Raw genomic sequence first — 21,595 nt, forward strand, 5'->3', positions numbered from 1 at the left:
CATTGTCAAATGCACGACCTGCGGCGGCCCGAGAGTTCCCTGATCCAGCCCACAACTGGCACCCGCACAAGGCCCGGCATCGTCCGGGCCTTGTGCGTTTGTGCCGCCCATAAAAGAGGTAACGAAAATGCACTTGGTTGAAACAATGGCTTACACGGGGGAGCGCCCATGGCACGGCCTGGGTAACAAGCTGGCCTCACAGCAGCCCATTGAGGTCTGGAAGAAGCAGGCCGGTATGGACTGGGCGATCGAGGAGTCCGAGGTTCGTTACATCACCGGCAGCAACAACGTGGGCGTGATCAATGCCTTCCCCGAGCAGAAGGTGCTGTATCGCTCGGATACCAAGGCGCCCTTGTCCGTGGTGTCCAAGCGATTCCAGGTGGTGCAGCCGGGCGAGATCCTGGAGTTCTACCGCGATCTGACCGCTTGCAATGGCTTCGAGCTGGAGACGGCAGGCGTGCTGCGTGAAGGGCGCAAGTTCTGGGCGCTGGCCCGTACCGGCCAGAGCGCGACGCTGAAGGGGCGGGACAAGGTGGACGGCTACCTGCTGCTGGCGACCGCCTGCGACGGTACGTTGGCAACCACGGCGCAGTTCACTTCAGTGCGGGTGGTCTGCAATAACACCCTATCGATCGCGCTGGGCAACGCCAGTGGCGCCATCAAGGTGCCGCACCGCAGCCAGTTCGACCCGGATGTCGTGAAGCGCCAGTTGGGCATCACCGTGTCCTCGTGGGATGGCTTCGTGGCGCGCATGAAGGCGCTTGTGGAGCGCCCGGTCGATCCGGATTCGGTGGAAGGGCTGCTTCGCCGTGTGTTGACCTACCAAGGGCAGGACAACAAGACCACGGTGGTCAACGAACAAGCGCTGGCCAATGTCCGCTCGTTGTACGAGGGTGGCGGCCGGGGCGCACTGATGGCTTCCAGCCGTGGCACGGCTTGGGGCCTGCTCAACAGCGTGACCGAGTACGTCGACCACCACCGCCGTGCGCGCAGCGACGATCATCGTCGGGATGCTGCCTGGTTCGGGCAGGGCGCCCAGATCAAGCAGCGGGCGTGGGATGAGGTGATGAAGCTGGTGGCCTAGTCGGCAGGTGACGGCGGTTGCGGCCTTGAAGCATCCGGACAACGGATGCTTCAGGCGTCTTCGCCTTTGCCCTTGGGCTCTGGCAACAATCCCAGCAGGGCTTGGGTGACGCGTTCCTGCTCTTGCTTCGGAAGTTGTAGCACCTTGATCAGGGCTTTGGTCAGTGCCGGTGTCACCGTCAGCCCTTTGACTGCCAAGGCCAAGTTCGCCTGCTGGCGTTGGCTGGCTTTGGACAACTCAAGAATGGCGTCGGCCATTGCGGCGTTGTCTGCCAGCAGGTATGCAATTGGTACGTCCAGCACCTCCGCTAGCTTGTCCAGGTTGTCGAAGCCGATGGCCGTGACCTGGTGCTCGTAGCGGTTGATGCGTGAAGACCCCTTGTCCTTACCCAGGCCCATGCGATCCCCCAGCGCTCGCTGACTGAGGCCACGGAGTTGCCGCGCCTGAACCAGGCGAGCGGCGAACAGGGCGCGGGCGGAGGATTCGGGCACCAAAGAGGGGCGAGGTGGGGATGGCCCGAATCATGACGAAACCCCTAGCTGCGTGGCAGACTCTATCTTTCAGATAGAGGTGCGGTTCCGTCAAGTCGGCCTTCTGAAAAGGAGCCGGGGACTTCCGTCAGATCGACGAGCCGGAACGGGGTTATGTATCCGACAAGGGGCATCGCGAAATTTCTGGGCCCGAACGTCAAGGGACGGAGAGATCGAACTGACTTACAAGAGCGAGACGCGGTCAGCGCCGCTTAGGCCATGTAGCAACAAGCCAATCACACAAAGGAGTTCGCATGAAAGTTGGATCCGCCGCTTTGGCGTTGACTGCAATAATTCTCACTGGCTGCAGCGGCCAAGCGCTTGACTTTCGGAATGCCGAGATATCAAACAGCCGAATCTACGACGGATCTTCCGATAAGCCGTTTAGCGGTACGGTGACTAACGTACCCATTTCGCGCATCCGGACGCCGGATATCGGTGAGCTATTGAAGTTTGTCGGAGATGCGACACATGACCGCTCTCACTCCAGCCTGATGCTGGGAGCTGCATTAGGCCAGATCATGGGCGGAAACTCTCCGGCGTTGTGCGATGTCGACGTGGAGGATGGTTACCTGGATGGTACGGCAGTCTGCAGTGTGGCCGGAAGCGCCAGCACAAGGGTCTTTGAGTTCCATTACGCTAACAATGTCCCCACTGGCGACATCCGGCTTTTCAGTCCTAAGCAAGGTGGCAAGTTACTCGCTGAGGCTGCACTCGATTCCAATGGAAAGCTCTCGGGAGAGTCCACGATCTACTACCCACAGAGCGGCAAGCCTGCAGGACGTGCCACTTGGGTGGATGGTAAGGCGGCAGGTGCGATTGAGGCATACGACGCTGAGACGGGCAATGTGATCCTGAAAGGAACGACCGAGAATGGCGTGATGGTCGGCGAGGAGGTCAGGTATGCCCCCGATGGGAAAACCGTCATCAAGAGAGCCAACTACATAGCCGGAAGGCTCAATGGTCCGTACGAGGAATATGACCAGTCAGGCAAGCTGCTGAAGAAAACCATCTACGAAGCGGGCGTTGATGTCCAGGAGCGTGATCGTTTGGAGGCTGCTTATCTGTCCGAGGCGAAAGAGCTAGTTGCGGCCGGAGTCTATCCAGGTTCGGATATCGAGCAGGTCGTCGTTGAAGTTCGCAGTTCCCGTGAGTGCCTTGCAAAGGCTGTAGCCAACTCGGGGAATGCCACCCCTTCTGAATATGTCATCGAAGGCTGCCGTGTCTGGACGCCAGAGCGGATCGCTGAGATGCAAGAGATGATTGCGAAGTATGGCGTGCAAAGTGAGGTCGGTAGCCAAGAAGCTGGGGCCAAGGAGGAAGCTGGTGGTGCCCTAGATTCAGGCGCCTCGTCGGCCGAGTAGTCCGTCAAACAGCAAAAAAGTAATGCGCATCAAGGGCCGCCCAGTGCGGCCCTTTTTTATTGTCTGGAGAACGCCGATGCCCAGAATCCTTGTGGCCGTCCACACGGATGGCGCGCCGGGTCGTCGGCAAGACCAATGGATCGAGGTCGATGACGCCGCGGATGTCCGTCGGACGATCACCATGCTGCTGCGAGCGGCATCCTCGAATGGTCGCTTGGCGCCTGGAACAGCCGACGCCAAAGAATGGGGCGTGCTGGCCTACGACGGCTTGCCCGATTTCGGGCCCCACCCGGACTTGGACGAACTGCTGGCTTATTTAGATGCCGCGGATGACTACGGCGAGCCTTTCGAAAAATTGTGGGCCAGCCAGCGTTTCGGCAGCAAGCTCCAGGCTGCAGACCTGTTCGCCGATACCTGCCAGGGAAGCTACGTCGATGCTGGCGCTTGGGCGCGTCATTACCTGGCCCTGATTGGTAAGACGACTGGGCCTAATTTCGATTTCGATGCTTACGGCCACGCGGCAGCATCCAAGGGCGATGTGTGGTTCATCGCCGCAGACGATGGAGGCATCCATGCGTTCTGGGCCAACTGACTTGAGAGACAACTGAATCAACTCTTGCACAAAGGCCGCCCGTCAGGGCGGCCTTTTCATTTTGGAGAAAGAAGATGGGAAGGCGTGCGGCGTTGCGCTTGGCGGATACAAGGGAGCTCGATCGCGATCAGTGGCTGGAAGTGCGAAAGAGCGGCATTGGCAGTTCTGACGCGGCAGCCGCAGTGGGACTGAGCCCCTACAAGAGCCAGCTGGAGCTGTGGATGGAGAAAACCGGGCGTGCATCCGCCCATGAAGCGGTGAACAGCATGGACTCGCCGATGTACTGGGGGACGTTGCTTGAACCGTACGTCGCAGTGGCCTACATGCAGAAGACGGATCGCAAGGTACGAAAGGTCAATTCCGTCCTCCAACACCCGACCTTCCCGTTCATGCTAGCCAACATCGATCGGGAGGTGATAGGCAGCCCCGACGTGCAGATCCTGGAGTGCAAGACGGCCGGAGAGTTCGGCTCGCGGCTGTGGCGTGACGGCGTTCCCGAATACGTCCAGCTCCAAGTGCAGCACCAGCTGGCGGTGACGGGTAAACAAGCGGCAGACGTGGCCGTGCTGCTATGTGGGCAAGAGTTGGAGATCCACCGCATCGATCGGGACGAGGATGTGATCGCGCGTCTGATCGTGCTGGAAGCCCGGTTCTGGGATTACGTCGAAACCGATATCCCACCGCCTGCCGATGGCAGCGAATCTGCCGCCAAGGCCTTGCGTGAGCTCTATCCGGGCAATAGCGCCATGCTGGATTTCAGCGAGGACAGATCGCTCTCGGGCACCTTCGCCGAACTGGTGGCGCTCAGAAATGAGTTGGACGAGAAAGAAAGGCGGGCTGAAGCCCTCAAGCAGGCACTGCAGCAGGCCATGGGCGATGCATCGCAGGCTGTCTTTGCGGGTGGGGAGGTGACCTACCGGCGATCGAAGGATGGCACCCGCCTAGATACCCAGCGACTGGCGGCCAATCACCCCGACCTCGTCGCGGCCTACACCGTTCCCAAGCCCGGCACACGACGGTTCGTGATCGTGGATTGATCCAGTCCATCAATAGGAGTTCGACATGTTGAAAGGCTTAGCGATTACGCCGCCCGTGATTGGGCGGATTTCCATTGGCCGCGTGGTTGAGCGCAACGGCAAGCGGCTGCCGGAAAAGGACGATCAGTTCACGCTGACCAGCCAGGTGCAGAACCGCGACGGCTGGCTGCTCCATCCGCTGGACGATGTGCTCAAGAAGGATGCCGGTGGGAAGCTGCGAACGATTCCAGTACATGTTTTGTTCAACGACCCGGCGCTGAACCTGCGGGCTGAGTACTCGCTGTTCGACCGCAGCACAGGTAGGCCGGTGTGCGTGGGCAACGGTGACACCTGCCGGCGATCCGGCAACGACGGCATTGAGGCGCTGCCCTGCGCCGGTCCGGACGCCTGCAAATTTGCGGACGGCGAATGCAAGGCCTACGCCCGCTTCAACGTATTGATAGGCGATGGCGAGGACGACGCACTGGGCAGCTTCGTGCTGCGCACGACCTCGTTCAACACTATCCGCACTCTGGCGGCGAGGTTGCAGTACTTCAGCGCCGTCTCTGGCGGGCGACTGGCCTGCATGCCGCTGGAGCTAAAGCTGCGCGGCAAGTCCACGACGATGAGTCATCGGTCCGCAATCTACTACGTCGATCTGGTGGTACGGGCTGGCCTGACGGTGGAGCAGGCGATCGAGGAGGCGCGGGAGAGGGATATGCGACGGAAAGAGAGCGGTTTCGACCAAGCTGCGCTGGACGTGGCGGCGCGGCAGGGATTCGCCAACGGCGCTTTCGAGGAACTGGAAGAAGACGTGCCCGCGGTGGTCGAGGAGTTTTACCCCGAGGCAGGCACGGGATTGGAGATGGAGGCAACGAAGGAGCGACCAGCCCGGCTCAGTGATCGGCTGCAAGACAAGGTGGCCCGAATCGGCAGTGGATGATCAACAACGAGGAGACAAACAATGTTCAAGCTGATTGGTGGGGTCGTCGTGTGCGGTTTCGCGTTGTACGGGTTGGTGACCTACCTGAGCCGACCGAAGCGGGAAGCGGCAATCAAGCCGGGTGATTCCCGACAAGCGGGTGCCGTCGATGCAGGCGCAGCGGATACCAGCGGGCAGACATGCGTGGGCGACGCTAATGCCGCACACGCTACCGCGTGATCGTGCGGCGCGGGACAGTGTCGGAGGGACGCGCAAGCGTCTCTCCGGTGTGCACGCAAGAGGAGCAATGATCATGCAATCAACACCGGCGTTGTACGTGCGCAGCCGGACCCGGCGCTATGAACAGGCCAAGCCAGAGCAGGTGCTAGAGGCCGCGCAACTGATCGTGGATGCACGTATGCAACGCGGCGTATCGTTCAGCGATCCAAACACGGCCTGCGCCTTTTTCCGGGACAAGTTGGGCAGTCGGGAACGCGAGGTGTTCGTCGCGACCATGCTGGACACACGGCATCGGCTGATCGAGTGCGTCGAACTCTTCTTCGGCACCGTGGATGGAGCAGAAGTTCATCCGCGGGAAGTGGTCAAGCAAGCGCTGCGTCTGAACGCGGCGTCCGTGATCGTCGCCCACAACCACCCTTCAGGCGAGATCGAAGCATCCGCGGCGGACCGGGCAGTGACCGCCCGGCTGAAGCAGGCCTTGGCGCTGGTCGATATCCATCTGCTGGACCATGTCATTGTGGGTGGGCACCAGAGCCTCAGCATGGCCGCGAGAGGCTGGATCTAGATCATGGTCCTGCCAATATTGGCGTAATGCCCGGGCTATCGTTGAATGACGATGGCAGGATGACAGTGTGACTGAAGGGATTGAGAGGCCCTGTCTGGGTGAGCGCTTCGGTGCTCACTCGGACAGGCGATTGTCCGTATTTTTTGGTCCCATGCATGTAGACCACGCTATTCGTGCCATTAATGGCACGAATAGCAACAAATGCAGACGGGCACGGTAGGTCAAACGCGGGTCAGAAGGGAGGCTCGACCCCTTCGGGGCCGGGGATCCAGGTATGTCCTTCTTAGCGCTAGGAGCCGTCACTCGGTTCAATGTTCAGCGCGTTGCTTCTCGACGTAGGATGCCCGTTCTTCCATCGTCATTTTTCGGATCCTCGCCGGCCCCAGGTACCGTTCCGGTGTTCGGTTGATGCCGCGTTCCCGGAGCGTCCGGTGGTCGACCCGCAGATCATGTCCGTGCTTGGCTAGGGCGGCATTGATCTCGTCGGCTGCGGCCTTTCGTTGCGAAGTCACATGACTGTGTAGCGCCTGACGTGTCTTTCCACCACTGTCCTTGCGGCAGCCGCCCTTCTCGGGATGCGTCCGGTTGTAACGCTTGAACATCTGCTCCGGAGAACGTTCGATACCGTCCGGCAGACGATCGCAAATCACGATATGGACGTGTGGGTGGAGTTCGCCCCGCAGAGAGGACCGCGGCATGTGCAGCGCGAACTGGAAAGGCTTTGGGCCGGCAAGGCGTCGTGCTTCCTGCCATGCGAGGTCTGTCAGTTGCTCGGTGGTCAGGACTTTTGGCAGGGACACCGTGAAGGATCGGAAGGTTGATCCGTTCTTGCGCTCGTTTCGGTCGGAGGCCTGCCAGAGCAGCATGGGCTGCGCCTGGGCAAAGGGCGGCATGTTGCCGTGGCCCGTTGCCACCAGATCGTTGCGGACCGCGTAGGAGCCTTCGCGGGTGATGTAGTTCAGGTGGTCAGTCGCAGCACCGCGCTTGCCGCTGCGGATGCCAAAGTGCAGGGATTCCATGGGTTGATTCTCTCTTGGCAATAAAAAAGCCAGCGAGGTTGGCCTCGCTGGCTCTGTGTGGTTTAGCGATGTCTATGGGAAACGGTTAGTGCACGTCGGCTTTGCCCCTATTGCCTTCACTGGCAAAAAGCATCTGCCGTGCATTCAGTTCAACTAATCCTGTTTCCCATAACCTACCGTTAAACCAGTATTTTTTTACTAGGACTAACTTCAGGCCACTCGCTGGTAGTGACCATCTCGCAGCTCTTATCCAGCTCCTGCCTCAGCAGTCACCCCTAATCAAGCAACCCCGAGTTGGGTGTTGGCCGCCGCCAAGAATGGGCGAGGGCGGGATAGGGGTGCTACAAGTCCGATGGTTTGACTTGGCCGTTCATCAGCAGGGGAAGGAGCCAATCACGGAGTTGGGTGAGTTCGCGGTTCTCGCACAACCCATTCTGCTTTCGCTGATCCAAAGAACGGCATAGCTCGTGGAAACGGTTCGCTAGTGCATCTGGGGGCACAGGTGCGTGATGGCTGCTCACAAACGAATCGAATTGCAGATTCTTGATGCCGCTAGTTTTCCCTTCCCATCCGAAGAAGATACCTGCGATGTAGAGCGCATTCCATTGTTGGAAGAATTGATGGGCTTGCACGGGATCTTTCAAGGTCAATGCCTTGCAGAAGTTCGAGCACACTAAAGGAGCATCGAATCGCTCGATTACTTCGGGACCGACAAGTGCGGCGCGGCCCGTGGATTGTGTTGGGCTTCCACCGGAGATCTCGACAACCATGTCATAGGGTGCGAGATGCTTTTCCTTCTTGGATGGCGGTACGTAACGTGTAGGAGCGTTTAGTTCACCGCGGCCATTCAATGCGCTGATGTCTGCGCCGCGGATGCACGTCACTTGTGCATCGCTGTCGCCGGTAGCTCTGTCTGTGCCCCATTCACCGCTTTTTTGCTTCGCAATCCATGATGACAGCGGTCGGACTTCCCACCCCGTCGGAATTTCCCGCTTCAGCGTCTCGTTCCAGGCCATCTTGCCGCCGCTGGCCTTGTAGGGGCGGCCCTTGGCATCAGGGAAGTCGAACTGCACGAACCAGTAATCGTAGATTGTCTTCGCCAGTGCATCCAGCTCGGTGTTGATGCGGTTGTTGAGATCGATCTTGGTGCTCAGCAGATGCAGGAACTCACCAATAGATGTCTGCGTATCGAAATCCGGAAGTAGCAACTTCAGGTAAGAAAAGATCTGCTCGTTCAAACTGGCGCGCAACACCATCACGGCATTGTTGGTCATGGTCTTCCGGAACAACGGACTGCGCAGATAGAACGCCATGAACCTCGGATCGGTCTGCCCAGCCGCCGTCGGGCGAAGCCGCTTGAGGAAGCCGCTGTATGTCGCGCTTGGATAGTCCTTGAGCGAAACGCTGCTCATGCCAAGCTCATCAACCGTTTCGCTTGTCCTCGTGAGGAAGATGTCCCCTTCCCTGACGGAATAGGCTTCCTGCTCGGACTCTGACGTATTCATCAGGTCCGGCAACACATCGGGCAAGAAATAGTTGTTGAAAACCGTAGAGAAGGATAGGAATGGAGCGCCGTGGCCAGCTTGTGCCGGGGTGCTGGAGATTCCTGAACTCATCTCGTAGAGATCGGAAAATGCGTGCTCGCGAAGCTCAGGCATGGACCAGCCCCCGCAGCTTGTCCAGGATGGATAGTTCCAACTCTCGTGACTGCTCGAACATCCCGGCCAGATTCGACTGGTAAACCGCTACCTTCGCCGAAAACTCCGCTGGCGTCAGGTCGGTGTACTCGATCTTCACCTCGAAGTACTGTCCAGCACTGAGTGAGTAGTTCTTCGCCGCAATCGCGTCGTAGTCCACCACCACCGAGAAATCCTCCACCGCCTCGCGCGCGTTGAAGGTCTCCACGATGCGCTGTTCCTCGGCGCCACTCAGCAGGGTCTTCTGGTTCTTGCCCTCCTTCACCTTCTCGCCTAGCGCGGAAGCGTCGATCAGCACCGCGCTGTCGTGCGCGCCCTTGTCCAGGAATAGGATGGAGACACTCGTGCCGGTGGTGGCAAAGATGTTGCTGGGCATGGACACCACGCCGGCGATCATCTTCTCGTTCACCAGCTTCTGGCGGATGCGCAACTCGATGCCGCTGGCGGCGGTGATGAAGCCGGTGGGTACCACGATCGCCGCCTTACCGCCGGGCTTGAGGCTGGCGATGATGTGCTGGATGAACAGCAGGTAGATTGCCATGCCGTCCTTCTTCTTCTTCGGCACGTTGGGGATGCCGGCGAAGAAGCGAGTGGCGTTGGCGTCGCTGTACAGGTCGTCGCGGAAATCGCTGAAATCCATCTTGAACGGTGGATTGGAGACGATGTAGTCGAACGTCTTCAACGCCTTCCCGTCCTTGTGCACCGGATGCAGGATGGTGTTGCCCTGAGTGACGTTGGGGATGGAGTGCACCAGCTTGTTCAGTACCAGGTTCAGGCGCAGCAGGCTGGACGACTTCTGCGAGATGTCCTGCGACCAGATGCTGCAGCGGCTCTCGCCGACGGCATGGGCCAACGCCATCAGCAGCGTGCCGGAGCCGCTAGCCGGGTCATAGCAGATGACGTTCTTCACCTTGCCGCGCAGGTCCTGCGGCACCAGGATATCGGCCATGATCGTGGCCACCGCGTGCGGGGTGTAGTACTCGGCGTACTTGCCGCCGTTGTCCTTGTTGTAGTCCTTGATCAGGTATTCGAACAGGGCGGCGTAGAAATCGTACTTCTGCTCGAACAGGCGCTCGAAGCTGACCCCGACCAGCTTGTTGAACATCGCGCGGCAGAACTGGTCGCGCTTGTCGGCGCTGCCGGTGACGTACTCGCTGAGGCGGTCGAACAGTGGCACGTTCTCGCCGTCGTCGGTCTTCACGGCAAAGATGTCGCTGTTGGCGGCGGCGATGGCGATCAGGGTGTCGTCGAACAGCTTGGCGAAACCGGGCTCGCCCTGGCGGTTGAACAGGCTGGGGATTAGCTGGTCAGCGGTCAGGCGCGGCGTTTCCGCCGGCAGTCCGTCTTCCAGATCCTGCTGCTTGCCCTTGGACAGCTTCTGCCAGGCGGTGATCCAGTCGGCGGCGTCGGTCAGCTTCGGGTCCAGCTGCTTCATCTCGTGCGCGAACTTGTCGCACAGCAATTTGTACAGGAAGGTCTGGACGATGATCTTGTATTCGTTGCCGTCGTTGCCCAGGCCGTTGCTGGCGCACACGGCCTTGAGGCCGTCGATCAGATCGCGGGTCTGTTGCTGGTAACTGGTGTGCTTCATGGACTAATAACGCTCAGAAGGGCAGACGGCCCTGGGATTCGTTGAGGTATTCGCCGACCAGCAACTGCTGGATCAGGCGGCGGGTGTCGGCATCCGGCTCGGGCGGGCTGTCGCGGAAGTGGCGCATCACCAGCGGCATGACGCTGCGCTCGAAGAAGGCCTGATTTCCCAACAGTTCGCGGTTTCCGAGCAGGGCGTCGTCCACGTCGTGTTTGATGCCGCTCAGTGCTGCATGCAACCGGGTCTGGCTTTCGCCAAGTCGGCGCGACTCGAACAGCCGCTTGTGCACGCGCATCAGCTTGGCGTCGCCGCCGTAGCGGGCGGCCAGGTTGACGTTGGCATTGTTCAGGTCGCGCGTGCGCTGCTCGATGCCGCGCAGCGCGGTGATGTTGGTCTGCATCTCCTGCTGGCCCACTTCGCTCAGCTTCTTGGTCTTGAACAGGCGCTCCAGCTCTTGCTTGAGCGCGATCCATGCTGGGTCCTGCGGGTCCTGCGTGGAAGCGAGCGCCTCGCGGGTACGGCGCAGGATGTCCTTCAGCTCGTCGGCCAGCTTCAGTTCGGCTTCGCCGATCTTCTCGAACCGGAAGATCACTTCCTCCAAGGCCTGGTTGAGCAAGGCGGAGGTGTCGTGAGCGTCGTCCAGTTGCTGCTTGAGGTTGAGCGCGGCCAGCGCATTCTGCGCTTCGATGTGAAGCACGCGCAGTTTGCGGAAATCGAGCAATTCGGCCAGTTCCGCGTGGCCACCAAGGCGGATCAGGTTGTACAGTTCGCGCGCAAGTCCAAGCGCTTTGACGATGCCTAGCAACGTGTCGCGATTCTCGATGACGCCGACCTGCTGCGAGAACAGTTCGGCATCGTCCAGCGAATAGGCGAACAGCGCTTCGCGGATGGCCTCGATGTCGGCGCGGATCTCGGCCTCGGTCTTGAACAGGCTGCTGTAGTGCTGCATCTCGTCGCCGAGTTCGGCGGTGAGTTCATCGTAGTAGTCGCGGTTGGCCTGGTCGAACTCGCGCTGGATGTCGGCGAAGTCGACCACGTAACCGTAGCGGAACTTGCGGTAGCGGCGGTTGACCCGGGTTAGCGCCTGCAGCAGGTTGTGGTCCTTGATGACGCGGCCGAAGTAGAGCTTCTTGAGCCGCGGGGCGTCGAAGCCGGTGAGTAGCATGTTGTAGACGAACAGCAGGTCGATCTGGCCCCGCTTGAATGCCTTGACCTCGTCCTCGCGGGATTGCTTGTCGCCTTCGTCGTGCAGGATCAGCGCGGCGCTGAGTGGTTTGGCGTAGCCAAGGCGCGGTTCGGCGACGCGCCGATGTCGATATTCGTCGTCGTTGGCCGGTTCGGCGACTGCCTCTGGTGCAGGTGGCGCGATCCGTTGTAGGAATTGGCGGTATAGCTCACGCGCCTGCTCGGCGCTATCACAGATCACCATGCCGCCGATGCTGGCATCGCCAAAGGTGACGCGCGATTGCGTAAAGTCGTCGAGAATGTAGTCCAGCATCGCGCCGGCAAAACGCGGGTGCGCGTACAGGGTCTTCTTTTCGATGCCGCCCTGCTGCACTTCGATGTCCGCCAGCGCCTGCTGCAACTGCATCTTGTAGCGGGTGGCGATTTCCTCGCGGATCAGGCGCAAGGTGTAGCCGTCGGCGATGGAGGCGTTGTAGTAGTACTTGTGGAAATAGTCGCCGAACAAGGCCTTGGACTGCAGTTGCTCGCCGATCAGCGGCGTGCCGGTGAGGCCGATCTTGATGGCGTTGCGGTCGGACTGTTCGAGGTTGGCGAGGAAGCTTCCCTTCGGGTTGTAGCTGCGATGCACCTCATCGAGGAAATACACGCGCTGGACGTTCAGGGCGTAGTCCCCAGCGGCAGTGAGCTCCGGGTCGTCCTTGAACTTCTGGATGTTGACTACGGTGATTTCCGGCTCGCCGCGGTCGTTGTCCAACGCCACAGCCTTCTTGATGTCGCGGGCGAAGGCTTCCCGGCTTTCGATGACGTTGACGCTGAGGCCGCGCATGCGGAATTCGTCGCGCGCCTGCCTGAGCAGGTCGAGGCGGTCGACGATGAAATAGAAGCGCGCGACTTCGCCGCGCTGCTGGAACCAGTCGGTGAGGAAGCGCACGTTGTAGTAGGCCAGCGCGGTCTTGCCGCTGCCCTGGGTGTGCCAGACGATGCCCTTGCGCGCGCCCGCGTCCAGTCGATCCGCGATGGCTCGAGTCGCGAACAGCTGCGGGTAGCGCATTACGTGCTTTTCAACGCCGTGCTCGGTTGTCAGCCAAGCGAAGGCATAGCGCAGAGCGAAAGCAAGACGCTGCCGGCTGAACAGCGAGGTAAGCAGGCGGTTTGTCGGAGTGTCCGCCGACTTGTTGCGCTCGAACTCCGGTGTGTTCTTGATGGCGACGAGGTTGGTGTCAGCCAGGACGAAATTCTCGACGTCCTCATCCGGTGTACTGATATCACCGGCGAGTTCGCCGGCGCGCTCTTCGCGGAAGTAGTTGAAATGCGCCTCGCCATAGGTGGAGGCGGCATAGAACGCGCCCTGGACCGGTTCGAACTGACCGTCGTCGTACTCCATGTTGTTGGAGAACGCCATCAGCTGCACTAGGTTGAAGAAGTGCCGAAATTTCGGGTTGGCATGGCGACGATCCATCCGGCTGCGTTCTTCCAGCACGCTGCCGGGGTTCATGCGCTTTTTTACCTCGACAAACGCGAGCGGCAGGCCGTTGACCAGCAGGGTGATATCCGGGCGGAAGTTGTCCTCGCCGTTCTCGAACGGCAGTTCGGTAACAACATGCCAGCTGTTGTTGTCGAGGTTGTCGAAGTCGACCAAGCGCACGCCCGCGCGGGCGGTGAGGCGCTGATGGAAGCTGCGACCAATGTCGTCGCCCGCGAGCTTCAGGTGAAGTTCGTCAAGTAGGGCTGGCACGTCCTCGCGACGCAGCTCGGGGTTGATGCGCAGGACGGCCTCCTCGAAAAGATCGGGGAAGATGTTGTTGCGTGCGTCCCAGTGCGAGTGCTTCAACGAGATGTAGGTGTAGCCAAGCCGGGTGAGGTGCAGAAGCGCCGGGATCTTGACTCGGGAATCTTCGTTGAACGGCGTCACTTGGAGCCATCCCACATGGCAAAGCCATCGGTGGCGGGAATGGCTGAGGCCGACTCCGACTTGGCCTTGGCAGGGAGGAGGGTGGCGTTGGCGCTCATTCCGCCCCCTCGTTCTCAGCGCTGCTCGTCTTGCCGATGCGACCTGCTATCCAGTGATCCAGATCGCCGCGTCGGAAGCGCCACGAGCCTCCGACCTTGAACGCAGGAATGCCCTCAGAGGCCGCGAGCCGGTAAATGGTGCGCTCGGTGACCTGCAGGTAAAGGGCGACTTGCTTGATGGTCAGGATTTCGGCCTCTCCAGTCGATGTCGTTTGTGTCATCGGCCCCCTCCGCCCCAGTGGGAGAATAGTACAAAATTTTCAAAGCCGAGTCGGCAATTCTCGAGGGACAAAAAAAACCGCCGGTCCTGGCGGGCCGGCGGGCTGGATGTCGACTTGAAGGGTCAACAGATCGGGCAAGAGTTGAAGTATTGCTGGTTGAGGAGAATAACTTCCGTGCGCTTTTTTGCCCCCTCTTCATACACGACCGAGATGGCCTGGCGTGCGGCCAAGATACGGAGGGCGCTATGGAGTCGGCTGGTGTTGCGTACGCCGCAATACTGGCGCACCTGGTTTTTCGGCACTTTCCCCTCACCCAGGAAGTAGACGCTCCTGTACAGATAGGAGTAGACCTTGTCCGCATCCACCTCCTCGGGAGGGCGCTGCATCGGCGTGGAGAAGATCTGCTTGTACTCATGCAGGTGCCATGCGGCGATCTGCTCCGCGCGAGCGAGCGTGTCTGCGGAGATCTGGCCGATCGCCTTGATGCGCGTTTGCGGATCATCCGGAAGGCTGGAGGAGGCAATGTCGAAGCAGTGCAGGAGACATGCGATGCGGCCGACGATGTCCATGTACTTGTTGCCAAAGTCACTGATGTCGTGGAGGAACTGGCCAGGCCGAAAATCGACCTCGACATTGCTCGCGATCTGAAGCCACAGCGTCTTTGCCTGCTCGTCGAATTCAAGAACGTCTCGACGTACCCGCCCCGACTCCAGCATCTGCTTGTAGGCCGCGAGCAATTCGCGAAGGCGCGCATGGAAGGGCAAGATGTGCTCAAGAGGCGGACTCAGTCTCGGCTGCCGCCCCCCTTGGATCGAAGGGGATCTTGAGAACAGGAAGCGGGCGCAGAAGCCCGAGGCCTGCACGGACTTGCCGCGCTTGGCGAAGAAATTCGCCAGAACGTCCGGCTGGACCATGAAACTGATGGTCAGGCGTGGATCTCGTGCGATGAAGATTTCACGCTCTGCGCGGTCAAACGGCATCAACGGCTTGCCATCCCACAGATTGTTGAGAAAGCCGTAGTGCTGTATCACGGTACTGGAAAGCAAGGTTTGGCCCTCATCCGTCAGCAGGGCCATGGCCTTTCCATTGCCCTCCAGTGCTTCGAACATGGAACGCTTGGTGACGTCAGAGTAAATGAGGCGATGCGCTATGGCCTCGCGCGGTTCCTGAGCCTCGACAGCCGAGAGGTGTGCCTCGGCCACTTCGGTATCTCCCGCGTCCAACGAGTCGCCGTATCGTTTGAGAGCCCGATTGTAGGCGACGGTCCAACGCGCCCTTGCTCTTTTGTGCGCCTTCTTTTGCTCTTCGTTCGCAACGATGGCTTCCATATCGTGTTCGACCAGCGGGGCGGAAAGGGTCGACTCGGCCGAGGACTTACGGTCACCGGAATTAGCTGCAATGGCTTGGTAGAGAAGGCAAGGACGGACCTTCCCTGACAGCGGATGCCGCCAGTCGAACAGCGGGCTCAACACTATCGACAGGACGGTCAAACAAGAGGTGCTGGCGATGATGTCCGTGACCTGGGAATGCTCGGCCAGCTCTTTCGCAGCGCGATAGATGCGCGGCGGAAAGGCATGGGTGGGATAGGGATTCTGGCTGAAGATGTGCATGGCGGTTACTCGGAATGGGTGGTCGCGTCGGCGGGAGTGGTCACGGCTGCTTGAACCTTCTGCGGCGCCTTCAGAGGCTGGCCACAGGCGGTACAGCAAATGGGATTGCCAGCCGCGTCACGGCGGGCGCGTTCGTGATCGAGCATGTCGTTGAACTTGCGGGCACAGACCTTGGCCTGCGTCAGCTCGTTGAAGGCCACTAAAACGTCCTTAAGCAGCTTGCCGCTCGCGAGATAGGACTCGAGCCTCGGGTAGAGGTCACGGAACTGCTGCAGCGTCATCTCTCGCTTGGTAGGCTTGGCCTTCGCCATCAGGCGATCCAACTTCTCGTGGAGCGCCTGCAGGACCTTGGTGTCGGCGCGAGACTGGGAATCCCGGTGCCCTTCGGGCGCCGAGTGGAAGTTTTCGGGAGTCATGTTCTTTCCTTAATTGGGCGTGCGCGTCTGGCCGCAGGATTCGAGGAAAGCAATCACGTCGCCATGCCACCACGCCGAAGGCGCGCGTTCGCTGTTGCCGAGCTTGAAGGGCTTCGGCATCTTCGGGTCGTAAAAGGGGGACGCGGGATTCAGCCGGCTGTACAGGGTGCTTTTGCAGATGCCCAGGATGCTCAAGACTTCCGGCAGACGGATGGCGCGGCGGCTCGCATCAGGTTCGATCCGCGGCCTGTCCAGCCGGCGAACGTGCTCGAAGATTTCTTCAAGGCGCTCGAGAACACGGACTTCGATCAGCGAGCGGAGGAACTCAAATGCGGGCCCAAGCTCGTAGGGGCTGCTATCGCGTGGCGGGAGGGGCACGCAGACACTCGAGCGGCGGGGGGACTTGTTCCCGCGAGGGGCGTGGTCACGGGGATCTTGCTTGGTATGACGACTCAACATTTCAGACTCCTTGATTAGTTCGCAGCTGCAACGCCCTAGTGCGTTGCAGTGCGAAGGAGTCTTGTCTGGTCCAGCTATTCGGGCACGAGGGTCTGCATGCAGAGGGGGAATCGGTGGATGGGCCCAACTGCCGCCCTTTGGGCGCTTGCTCGTGTTGGTATCTATGCGTCCTCGTTCCTCGAAACCTTCACGGTCAAGACAGTCCCGTCGTCCCAGAAATTGATGAGTCTGAGATAGAAATCTGACTCGTCGATCGGTACGTTCTCACTCGTGGCCCTAGGATTGAAGGCTTCCGCATGCGGTGGCGTGCGCTTTCGCTTGCTGAAGTGCGAAAACGCCTCCGCAATATCGGGATAAGGCCCGCTCGGTAGGGACCAGTTGTCGAGCATGTTCCGTATGCGAACGAAGACGTCATTCTTCTGTTTGGCCACAGTCCGGCCTTTGGTCTTTTCGGGCACCAAGGTATCGAACTCGTTCAACCAGTGCTTTATCTGGTCGTGCTTCTCGCGCATCAGTTCGACGACTTGATCCTTCGCGCTTTCCATGCTGCGCGCTGATCCATCTCTCCTAACCTTGTCCAGCGCGCCGAGAACCAGAGCTCTCACTTTTTCTGTCCTCGCGGCGTGCATTACTTTTGCTGCTCGCGACGTGTTCTGACGCGTCGACAGGCCAGTGTTCAGACCCAAGTGGTAATAGGCAAGCGCAATGAGGTGCCATGCCCTTTCCGGGTTTCCTTGTGCACAGAGCCGTCTTGCCTCTTGGAAGTAGATCGCCGAAATCAAGAGTCCTTTGTACGGGTAGGCTTTGCGGCTATCCCACTGTGCAGGGATGAAGGCTCCGGTCGTAATTTGGTACCGCACCCATTCCGCCCAAGAGTACATCGGAGTGTCCCCATGATCCTCGACGATTTCCTTGGCGAGATCCCAAAGATAGCTATTGTCGTAGGCCTCGTCGGTATAGATGTGCTCGTGCCAGAGCGTGACCCCATTTTCAATCAGCAACAAAGGCTCTACTGCACGCTCGCCTTGCCACTCGTAAAAGAAATGTGTAAGCGGCTCGCCGCTGGTCAAGCTGTCCTGGAAGGAAATGCCTTCTTTGCTCTTTGTGTCCACCATCAAATTTTTGCCTTGCGAACTCGTGAAACGAAGTATGGTCAATTGCAGCAGGGATCGGTCTCGATCGCGGGAGGTCTTCCTGCGGTTGCGTATCGTCCTTACAGCTGCGGCGGGGAGGGGGCAGCAACGGCAGGACGCATTCTGTCCGCTTCTCAGATTGGCAGCTGACGGTCGACGGAATCACGCTTGCGCTCGATCCGCGGCTTATGTCGTCCAATGTTGTCCGGCTTCAGTCAATCAAAAAGTGAGTCAGATTGTGAGTCGTTCTGCGGTTGCGTTTGCGTTGTAGTGCATCTATATCAATAACTTAGCGCGGTTATTCGGTTGATGGTGGGCCACCAATTGCTTCAATCACTTAGGTGGGTGTTACCGGCGGCATACGTTGGAACATTCTTTCAACTTGCCATGAAAAAAAGGCAATAGTTGCTCGGAAGTCCCAGCGGCCGGTGATGGACAGCGGCACGGATACGCGGCGGCTGGTACTGATCGCCGCCAGGTCCGGCCCGGCGATCGCGGACTCGTCGTCGGAGAGATCCTCGATTTAGTTCACGCCTGCGGTGAACCTCATGCTGAAGCGCCCGGTGAAAGGCATATGCAAACCGGCCTCTAGCGCGCTGCTCAGCGCCCGGTCCTTCTCGCAGAACGGCGCATTCGGAATCGTGATCGCGGCGTCGGGAATCTCGATGGTGGCCCGGATGACATCGGTTTCGGTCGCACCGTAGGCAGGTGCGGTACGCAAGGGCGGTGTTTGCGGATTCAACGAAACGCCGGACGTACGCGCGCTCTCAGAGATCCTCACGCCATGCCCACGTTGCTGTACGCGCTCGCCGTTAGTCGGCGCTAACACGGCTCGGTCCGGCTGTCGCAACTGCTGGAACGGGCTCTGTGGCCCGTGGGTTACGGTCTCTGGTCCGAGTTGCACGTCTGCTTCTCCCGTCTTAGGATCGGCCGGCCACATGTGCCGGGAGCCTTCCCGCCTTGTCGCGTCGGCTCTCGATACGGCCTCGCTGAAGGAGCACTCGCATGACAGCGTTCCCACGTGTTGTTGCGTTCTTCGGGCTGTTCATCACCTCTTGCGCCTGGGCCCAGTCGAGAGCGACCTCGGACGAGAACGCTGATCGTTGGAGCTTCCGCCTGGCACCCTATGTCTGGGGCTCGTCGACTGACGGCACGTTCGCGCACGAACGACTGCCGGTGACGTTGCATACGTCCAAGAGTTTCAGCGAGTCGTTGGAGGAACTCGACGCCGGCGCCATGGGTGCGTTCGAGGCGAGCAAGGGTCGGCACGGCCTGCTGCTGGATGGGCAATTCGCCAAGCTCTCCACCACGGTGTACGCCCCCATCGCCGGTACTGCATTACCGGTACGGTTGAAGACGCGTACCACCAGCGGGCTGGTGGCATGGCGTTATGGCCTGGTCGAGCGCAATGCCACGCATCTCGATCTGGTGGCCGGCGTGCGTGTGTGGTCTGCACGCGTGCGCATGGCGTACGCCGTCCCCGTGCCCACACCGCCGCCGATTCCGCAGCAATACGCCGGTGAGCAGTCGCATCGCTGGGTGGACGCGCAGGTGGGCCTGAAGGGGCGGCACGGATTCGGCAACGGCGTGTTCGTCGGCGGCTGGGTGCTGGCCGGTGCGGGCGAATCCGACCTGTCCACCGACGTCATGCTGCTGGTCGGCTACGACGTCAACGAGCGCCTCGCGCTGATCGCCGGCTACCGACGGTTGTCGACCGACTTCGAGACGTCGGGGGGCTTCCGCTTCGACACCACGATGCAGGGTCCCGGCCTGGGCGTCGAATACCGTTTCTGACCGCCATCACCGCGCCGCGCTTGCGGCCAGAGGAGTGACGCCATGGGGATCGCACGTACCGCGCTTTGCACCGCCATGTGGCTGATGGGCGCCGCCGGCGTCGCAGCGCCGGCGACCGCTGCGCCGGCCGATGCCGCACTGCGCAGCGCCGCCACGAAGGAACAACCGGCGGTGATCGACACGCTGCGAGAGCTCGTGACGACGGAATCCGGCTCCACCGACCACGAAGGCGTCGCCACGCTGATGACCTACCTGGACCAGCGGCTACGCGCGCTGGACGCCAAAGTCGATCGTGTGGCGTCGGCCACCGATGGTCCTGACTTGGTGCGCGGTGTCTTCACCGGCAATGGCGCGCTGAAGGTGATGTTGATCGCCCACGCCGACACGGTGTACGACCGCGGCACGCTGGCGAAGGAGCCCTACCATCAGAAAGGCAACCTGCTGTACGGTCCCGGCATCGCCGACGACAAAGGCGGTATCGCGGTGATCCTTCATGCCATGGCGCTGCTGAGGGCGCGCGGATGGAACGATTACGCGACGGTGACGGTGCTGTTCAATCCCGACGAGGAGATCGGCTCGCCGGGCTCCGGCGAGGCCATCGCCACGCTGGCGGCGGAGCACGACGTGGTGCTGTCGTTCGAACCGTCGCCGGCCAAGGCGGTGATCGAGCACGAAGGCGTGCTTCTGAGTGCGGCCGGTACGTCGCAAGTGCGGATGACGGTGCAGGGCTTGTCCGCACATGCCGGCGCGGCACCAGAGCAGGGCCGCAACGCGCTGGTCGAACTCGCGCACCGGGTAGTGCAGACGAAGGACGTGGCGGCCGGCGTGCCCGGCGCGCAACTCAACTGGACCACGGCCAGTGCCGGCACCGCGCGCAACCAGATCCCCGAGCGCGCCGAAGCCGGCGGCGACGTACGCGTGATGCAGGCCGACAGCAACGACAACCTGCTGGCCGCGCTGCAGGCAAAGGTGAAGGAAAACCCGCTGGTCCCGGATACGACCACGACGGTAACCCTGGAGCCTTTGCGACCCATCTATGTCGCCGGCGAACGTGGTCGTGCATTGGCGGACCTGGCACGCGACATCTATGCCGAACTCGACGGCCGGCAACTGCTGATGCATCCGACCACCAACGGCGGTACCGATGCGGGTTTCGCCGGACGCTCCGGCAAGGCCGCGGTGTTGGAAGGTCTTGGCTTGGCCGGTTGGGGCTATCACGCGCGCAACGAGTACATCGAGATCGATTCCATCCCGCCGCGCCTGTACCTGGCGTCACGGATGCTGATCGAGTTGGGCAAGCGTGCTCCTTCATCAACCCGATGAGCGCACGGCGCGACCTCTGGCCGCTCGCATTCGTGCGGGCGAACGCTTTCGCGGCGGCGACCCGCGTGCCAGCGCCATTCTTCGTACACGCATCGCAGCCGCCCCGCCAACGTGGTTTGTGGCCGACCCGATGAGATGCTGTCTCCAGGGGCGGCGTCAGGAGATCGGCCGTTTGAGAAATGTTTGATGCTTGCCTGGTATCCGTATGTCGCACGTGGATGTTGGAACTCCGCCGAAGGACGAGATATGACGGTGGCCAAGGGGCAGGGGACATCAAGAGCGATGATCACCCGACTGAAGTATGCGGCCGCAGTGGTCGCAATCCCGGGTTGCGCTGCCGCGAACGCTCAGCAGTTGCACCTATACAGCAAGCAGGAACAGGCCGGCATGTCGCACGATGGCAGTATCGCGACGATGACGACGCCATCCGAGATACGCGAACTGTTCGAGAATGCAGGGAAGACGCCCAAGCCGACGGGACACGTTGCCTACTGCAACGCGGTGGTGAAAACAGCCCTTGACGGAAAGTGCGTACGATCCGAAATGATCGTGTTCAGATGCGATAGCGCGCAGCGCCCGTGATGCATGAGTACTTCGCACGTACCGCCTTTGGGGATGGGAGGGAAGCTGCTTGCGACCCTGTGCCTGGCCGTCGTGGGTCTGATCGTCCCTTTCCTTGAGATCAGCGACACGCATCTGTTCAATGAAGCCTGGCATCCGCATGCGCGGCTGCACGAAGCATGGCAGTTGGCCCCAATACCGCCCTCTCGCTGCTTGCGATGGGCCTGGTCTGGTGCAACCGGGGCGTGCTGGCCTGCGTCATC

Annotated in this window: 21 protein-coding genes; 10 read left to right on the forward strand and 11 right to left on the reverse strand. The window is 60.6% G+C overall.

What is annotated here, in order from left to right; translation table 11 throughout:
• The first annotated feature begins 127 nt into the window (after nucleotides 1–127).
• Entirely contained in the window at nucleotides 128–1,084 is a 957-nt protein-coding gene (locus tag ACSION_RS18515; protein WP_435307233.1) for a DUF932 domain-containing protein, read from the forward strand.
• Between the two features lie 50 nt (nucleotides 1,085–1,134).
• On the opposite strand, the gene ACSION_RS18520 is transcribed toward ACSION_RS18515, so the two are convergent.
• Nucleotides 1,135–1,482, reverse strand: coding sequence for a helix-turn-helix domain-containing protein (locus ACSION_RS18520; protein ID WP_435307234.1), 348 nt, complete (start codon nucleotides 1,480–1,482; stop codon nucleotides 1,135–1,137).
• Between the two features lie 386 nt (nucleotides 1,483–1,868).
• Between ACSION_RS18520 and ACSION_RS18525 the strand changes: the two genes are divergently transcribed.
• The 6 genes from ACSION_RS18525 to radC all read left to right on the forward strand — a co-directional run bounded on the left by ACSION_RS18525 (nucleotide 1,869) and on the right by radC (nucleotide 6,313).
• Nucleotides 1,869–2,978 carry a toxin-antitoxin system YwqK family antitoxin gene (locus ACSION_RS18525; protein WP_435307235.1) on the forward strand — a complete coding sequence of 370 codons (1,110 nt, stop codon included), beginning with the start codon at nucleotides 1,869–1,871 and terminating at the stop codon, nucleotides 2,976–2,978.
• A gap of 22 nt (nucleotides 2,979–3,000) precedes the next feature.
• Nucleotides 3,001–3,570, forward strand: coding sequence for a hypothetical protein (locus ACSION_RS18530; RefSeq protein ID WP_435307236.1), 570 nt, complete (start codon nucleotides 3,001–3,003; stop codon nucleotides 3,568–3,570).
• A 74-nt stretch (nucleotides 3,571–3,644) separates the two neighbouring features.
• A complete protein-coding gene (locus ACSION_RS18535; RefSeq protein ID WP_435307237.1) occupies nucleotides 3,645–4,607 on the forward strand; it encodes a YqaJ viral recombinase family protein in 963 nt (320 codons plus the stop codon).
• Between the two features lie 25 nt (nucleotides 4,608–4,632).
• Nucleotides 4,633–5,529 (forward strand): recombination directionality factor, encoded by an 897-nt coding sequence (locus ACSION_RS18540; RefSeq protein ID WP_435307238.1) that lies wholly within the window; start codon nucleotides 4,633–4,635, stop codon nucleotides 5,527–5,529.
• A gap of 21 nt (nucleotides 5,530–5,550) precedes the next feature.
• On the forward strand, nucleotides 5,551–5,748 hold the full coding sequence (locus tag ACSION_RS18545) for a hypothetical protein (protein WP_435307239.1): 198 nt from the start codon (nucleotides 5,551–5,553) through the stop codon (nucleotides 5,746–5,748).
• A 73-nt stretch (nucleotides 5,749–5,821) separates the two neighbouring features.
• On the forward strand, nucleotides 5,822–6,313 hold the full coding sequence (gene radC / locus ACSION_RS18550) for a RadC family protein (protein WP_435307240.1): 492 nt from the start codon (nucleotides 5,822–5,824) through the stop codon (nucleotides 6,311–6,313).
• A gap of 308 nt (nucleotides 6,314–6,621) precedes the next feature.
• Here radC and ACSION_RS18555 read toward each other — a convergent pair whose 3' ends face one another.
• The 10 genes from ACSION_RS18555 to ACSION_RS18600 all read right to left on the reverse strand — a co-directional run bounded on the left by ACSION_RS18555 (nucleotide 6,622) and on the right by ACSION_RS18600 (nucleotide 18,375).
• Nucleotides 6,622–7,332 carry a MobA/MobL family protein gene (locus tag ACSION_RS18555; protein WP_435307241.1) on the reverse strand — a complete coding sequence of 237 codons (711 nt, stop codon included), beginning with the start codon at nucleotides 7,330–7,332 and terminating at the stop codon, nucleotides 6,622–6,624.
• A 341-nt stretch (nucleotides 7,333–7,673) separates the two neighbouring features.
• A complete protein-coding gene (locus ACSION_RS18560; RefSeq protein WP_435307242.1) occupies nucleotides 7,674–8,990 on the reverse strand; it encodes a restriction endonuclease subunit S in 1,317 nt (438 codons plus the stop codon).
• The gene (locus ACSION_RS18565) at nucleotides 8,983–10,620 is read right to left on the reverse strand and encodes an HsdM family class I SAM-dependent methyltransferase (protein ID WP_435307243.1); all 1,638 of its coding nucleotides are present in this window, start codon (nucleotides 10,618–10,620) and stop codon (nucleotides 8,983–8,985) included. Before ACSION_RS18565 ends, ACSION_RS18560 begins: the two co-directional genes overlap by 8 nt.
• 13 nt (nucleotides 10,621–10,633) lie before the next feature.
• On the reverse strand, nucleotides 10,634–13,717 hold the full coding sequence (locus ACSION_RS18570; RefSeq protein ID WP_435307244.1) for a type I restriction endonuclease subunit R: 3,084 nt from the start codon (nucleotides 13,715–13,717) through the stop codon (nucleotides 10,634–10,636).
• A gap of 94 nt (nucleotides 13,718–13,811) precedes the next feature.
• Complete coding sequence (locus tag ACSION_RS18575; RefSeq protein WP_435307245.1) at nucleotides 13,812–14,036, reverse strand: helix-turn-helix domain-containing protein; 225 nt, start codon at nucleotides 14,034–14,036, stop codon at nucleotides 13,812–13,814.
• 122 nt (nucleotides 14,037–14,158) lie between these two features.
• Nucleotides 14,159–15,646 (reverse strand): YfjI family protein, encoded by a 1,488-nt coding sequence (locus ACSION_RS18580; protein ID WP_435307246.1) that lies wholly within the window; start codon nucleotides 15,644–15,646, stop codon nucleotides 14,159–14,161.
• Between the two features lie 5 nt (nucleotides 15,647–15,651).
• A complete protein-coding gene (locus ACSION_RS18585; RefSeq protein WP_435307247.1) occupies nucleotides 15,652–16,062 on the reverse strand; it encodes a hypothetical protein in 411 nt (136 codons plus the stop codon).
• Between the two features lie 9 nt (nucleotides 16,063–16,071).
• Nucleotides 16,072–16,440, reverse strand: coding sequence for a helix-turn-helix transcriptional regulator (locus ACSION_RS18590; protein ID WP_435307248.1), 369 nt, complete (start codon nucleotides 16,438–16,440; stop codon nucleotides 16,072–16,074).
• 242 nt (nucleotides 16,441–16,682) lie between these two features.
• Nucleotides 16,683–17,636 (reverse strand): hypothetical protein, encoded by a 954-nt coding sequence (locus tag ACSION_RS18595; RefSeq protein WP_435307249.1) that lies wholly within the window; start codon nucleotides 17,634–17,636, stop codon nucleotides 16,683–16,685.
• Between the two features lie 541 nt (nucleotides 17,637–18,177).
• The gene (locus ACSION_RS18600; protein WP_435307250.1) at nucleotides 18,178–18,375 is read right to left on the reverse strand and encodes a hypothetical protein; all 198 of its coding nucleotides are present in this window, start codon (nucleotides 18,373–18,375) and stop codon (nucleotides 18,178–18,180) included.
• A 284-nt stretch (nucleotides 18,376–18,659) separates the two neighbouring features.
• Here ACSION_RS18600 and ACSION_RS18605 point away from each other — a divergent pair, with 284 nt between their 5' ends.
• From ACSION_RS18605 to ACSION_RS18615, 3 genes are all read left to right on the forward strand, one after another.
• Complete coding sequence (locus ACSION_RS18605) at nucleotides 18,660–19,448, forward strand: hypothetical protein (protein ID WP_435307251.1); 789 nt, start codon at nucleotides 18,660–18,662, stop codon at nucleotides 19,446–19,448.
• 42 nt (nucleotides 19,449–19,490) lie between these two features.
• A complete protein-coding gene (locus ACSION_RS18610; RefSeq protein WP_435307252.1) occupies nucleotides 19,491–20,771 on the forward strand; it encodes a glutamate carboxypeptidase in 1,281 nt (426 codons plus the stop codon).
• A gap of 246 nt (nucleotides 20,772–21,017) precedes the next feature.
• Entirely contained in the window at nucleotides 21,018–21,353 is a 336-nt protein-coding gene (locus tag ACSION_RS18615; RefSeq protein ID WP_435307253.1) for a hypothetical protein, read from the forward strand.
• The last annotated feature ends 242 nt before the right edge of the window (nucleotides 21,354–21,595 follow it).

This window comes from Pseudoxanthomonas sp. LjRoot125 (assembly GCF_964252705.1).
Classification (GTDB): domain Bacteria; phylum Pseudomonadota; class Gammaproteobacteria; order Xanthomonadales; family Xanthomonadaceae; genus Pseudoxanthomonas_A.

Excerpts from the sequence above, each read along its gene's own strand:
- ACSION_RS18540 (WP_435307238.1), top strand. The coding sequence starts at position 4,633 with ATGTTGAAAGGCTTAGCGATTACGCCGCCCGTGATTGGGCGGATTTCC.
- ACSION_RS18565 (WP_435307243.1), bottom strand. The coding sequence starts at position 10,620 with ATGAAGCACACCAGTTACCAGCAACAGACCCGCGATCTGATCGACGGC.
- ACSION_RS18525 (WP_435307235.1), top strand. The coding sequence starts at position 1,869 with ATGAAAGTTGGATCCGCCGCTTTGGCGTTGACTGCAATAATTCTCACT.
- ACSION_RS18580 (WP_435307246.1), bottom strand. The coding sequence starts at position 15,646 with ATGCACATCTTCAGCCAGAATCCCTATCCCACCCATGCCTTTCCGCCG.
- ACSION_RS18595 (WP_435307249.1), bottom strand. The coding sequence starts at position 17,636 with ATGGTGGACACAAAGAGCAAAGAAGGCATTTCCTTCCAGGACAGCTTG.
- ACSION_RS18545 (WP_435307239.1), top strand. The coding sequence starts at position 5,551 with ATGTTCAAGCTGATTGGTGGGGTCGTCGTGTGCGGTTTCGCGTTGTAC.
- ACSION_RS18555 (WP_435307241.1), bottom strand. The coding sequence starts at position 7,332 with ATGGAATCCCTGCACTTTGGCATCCGCAGCGGCAAGCGCGGTGCTGCG.
- ACSION_RS18515 (WP_435307233.1), top strand. The coding sequence starts at position 128 with ATGCACTTGGTTGAAACAATGGCTTACACGGGGGAGCGCCCATGGCAC.
- ACSION_RS18585 (WP_435307247.1), bottom strand. The coding sequence starts at position 16,062 with ATGACTCCCGAAAACTTCCACTCGGCGCCCGAAGGGCACCGGGATTCC.
- ACSION_RS18535 (WP_435307237.1), top strand. The coding sequence starts at position 3,645 with ATGGGAAGGCGTGCGGCGTTGCGCTTGGCGGATACAAGGGAGCTCGAT.
- ACSION_RS18520 (WP_435307234.1), bottom strand. The coding sequence starts at position 1,482 with ATGGGCCTGGGTAAGGACAAGGGGTCTTCACGCATCAACCGCTACGAG.
- ACSION_RS18530 (WP_435307236.1), top strand. The coding sequence starts at position 3,001 with ATGCGCATCAAGGGCCGCCCAGTGCGGCCCTTTTTTATTGTCTGGAGA.
- ACSION_RS18575 (WP_435307245.1), bottom strand. The coding sequence starts at position 14,036 with ATGACACAAACGACATCGACTGGAGAGGCCGAAATCCTGACCATCAAG.
- ACSION_RS18560 (WP_435307242.1), bottom strand. The coding sequence starts at position 8,990 with ATGCCTGAGCTTCGCGAGCACGCATTTTCCGATCTCTACGAGATGAGT.
- ACSION_RS18615 (WP_435307253.1), top strand. The coding sequence starts at position 21,018 with ATGACGGTGGCCAAGGGGCAGGGGACATCAAGAGCGATGATCACCCGA.
- ACSION_RS18605 (WP_435307251.1), top strand. The coding sequence starts at position 18,660 with ATGACAGCGTTCCCACGTGTTGTTGCGTTCTTCGGGCTGTTCATCACC.
- radC (WP_435307240.1), top strand. The coding sequence starts at position 5,822 with ATGCAATCAACACCGGCGTTGTACGTGCGCAGCCGGACCCGGCGCTAT.
- ACSION_RS18610 (WP_435307252.1), top strand. The coding sequence starts at position 19,491 with ATGGGGATCGCACGTACCGCGCTTTGCACCGCCATGTGGCTGATGGGC.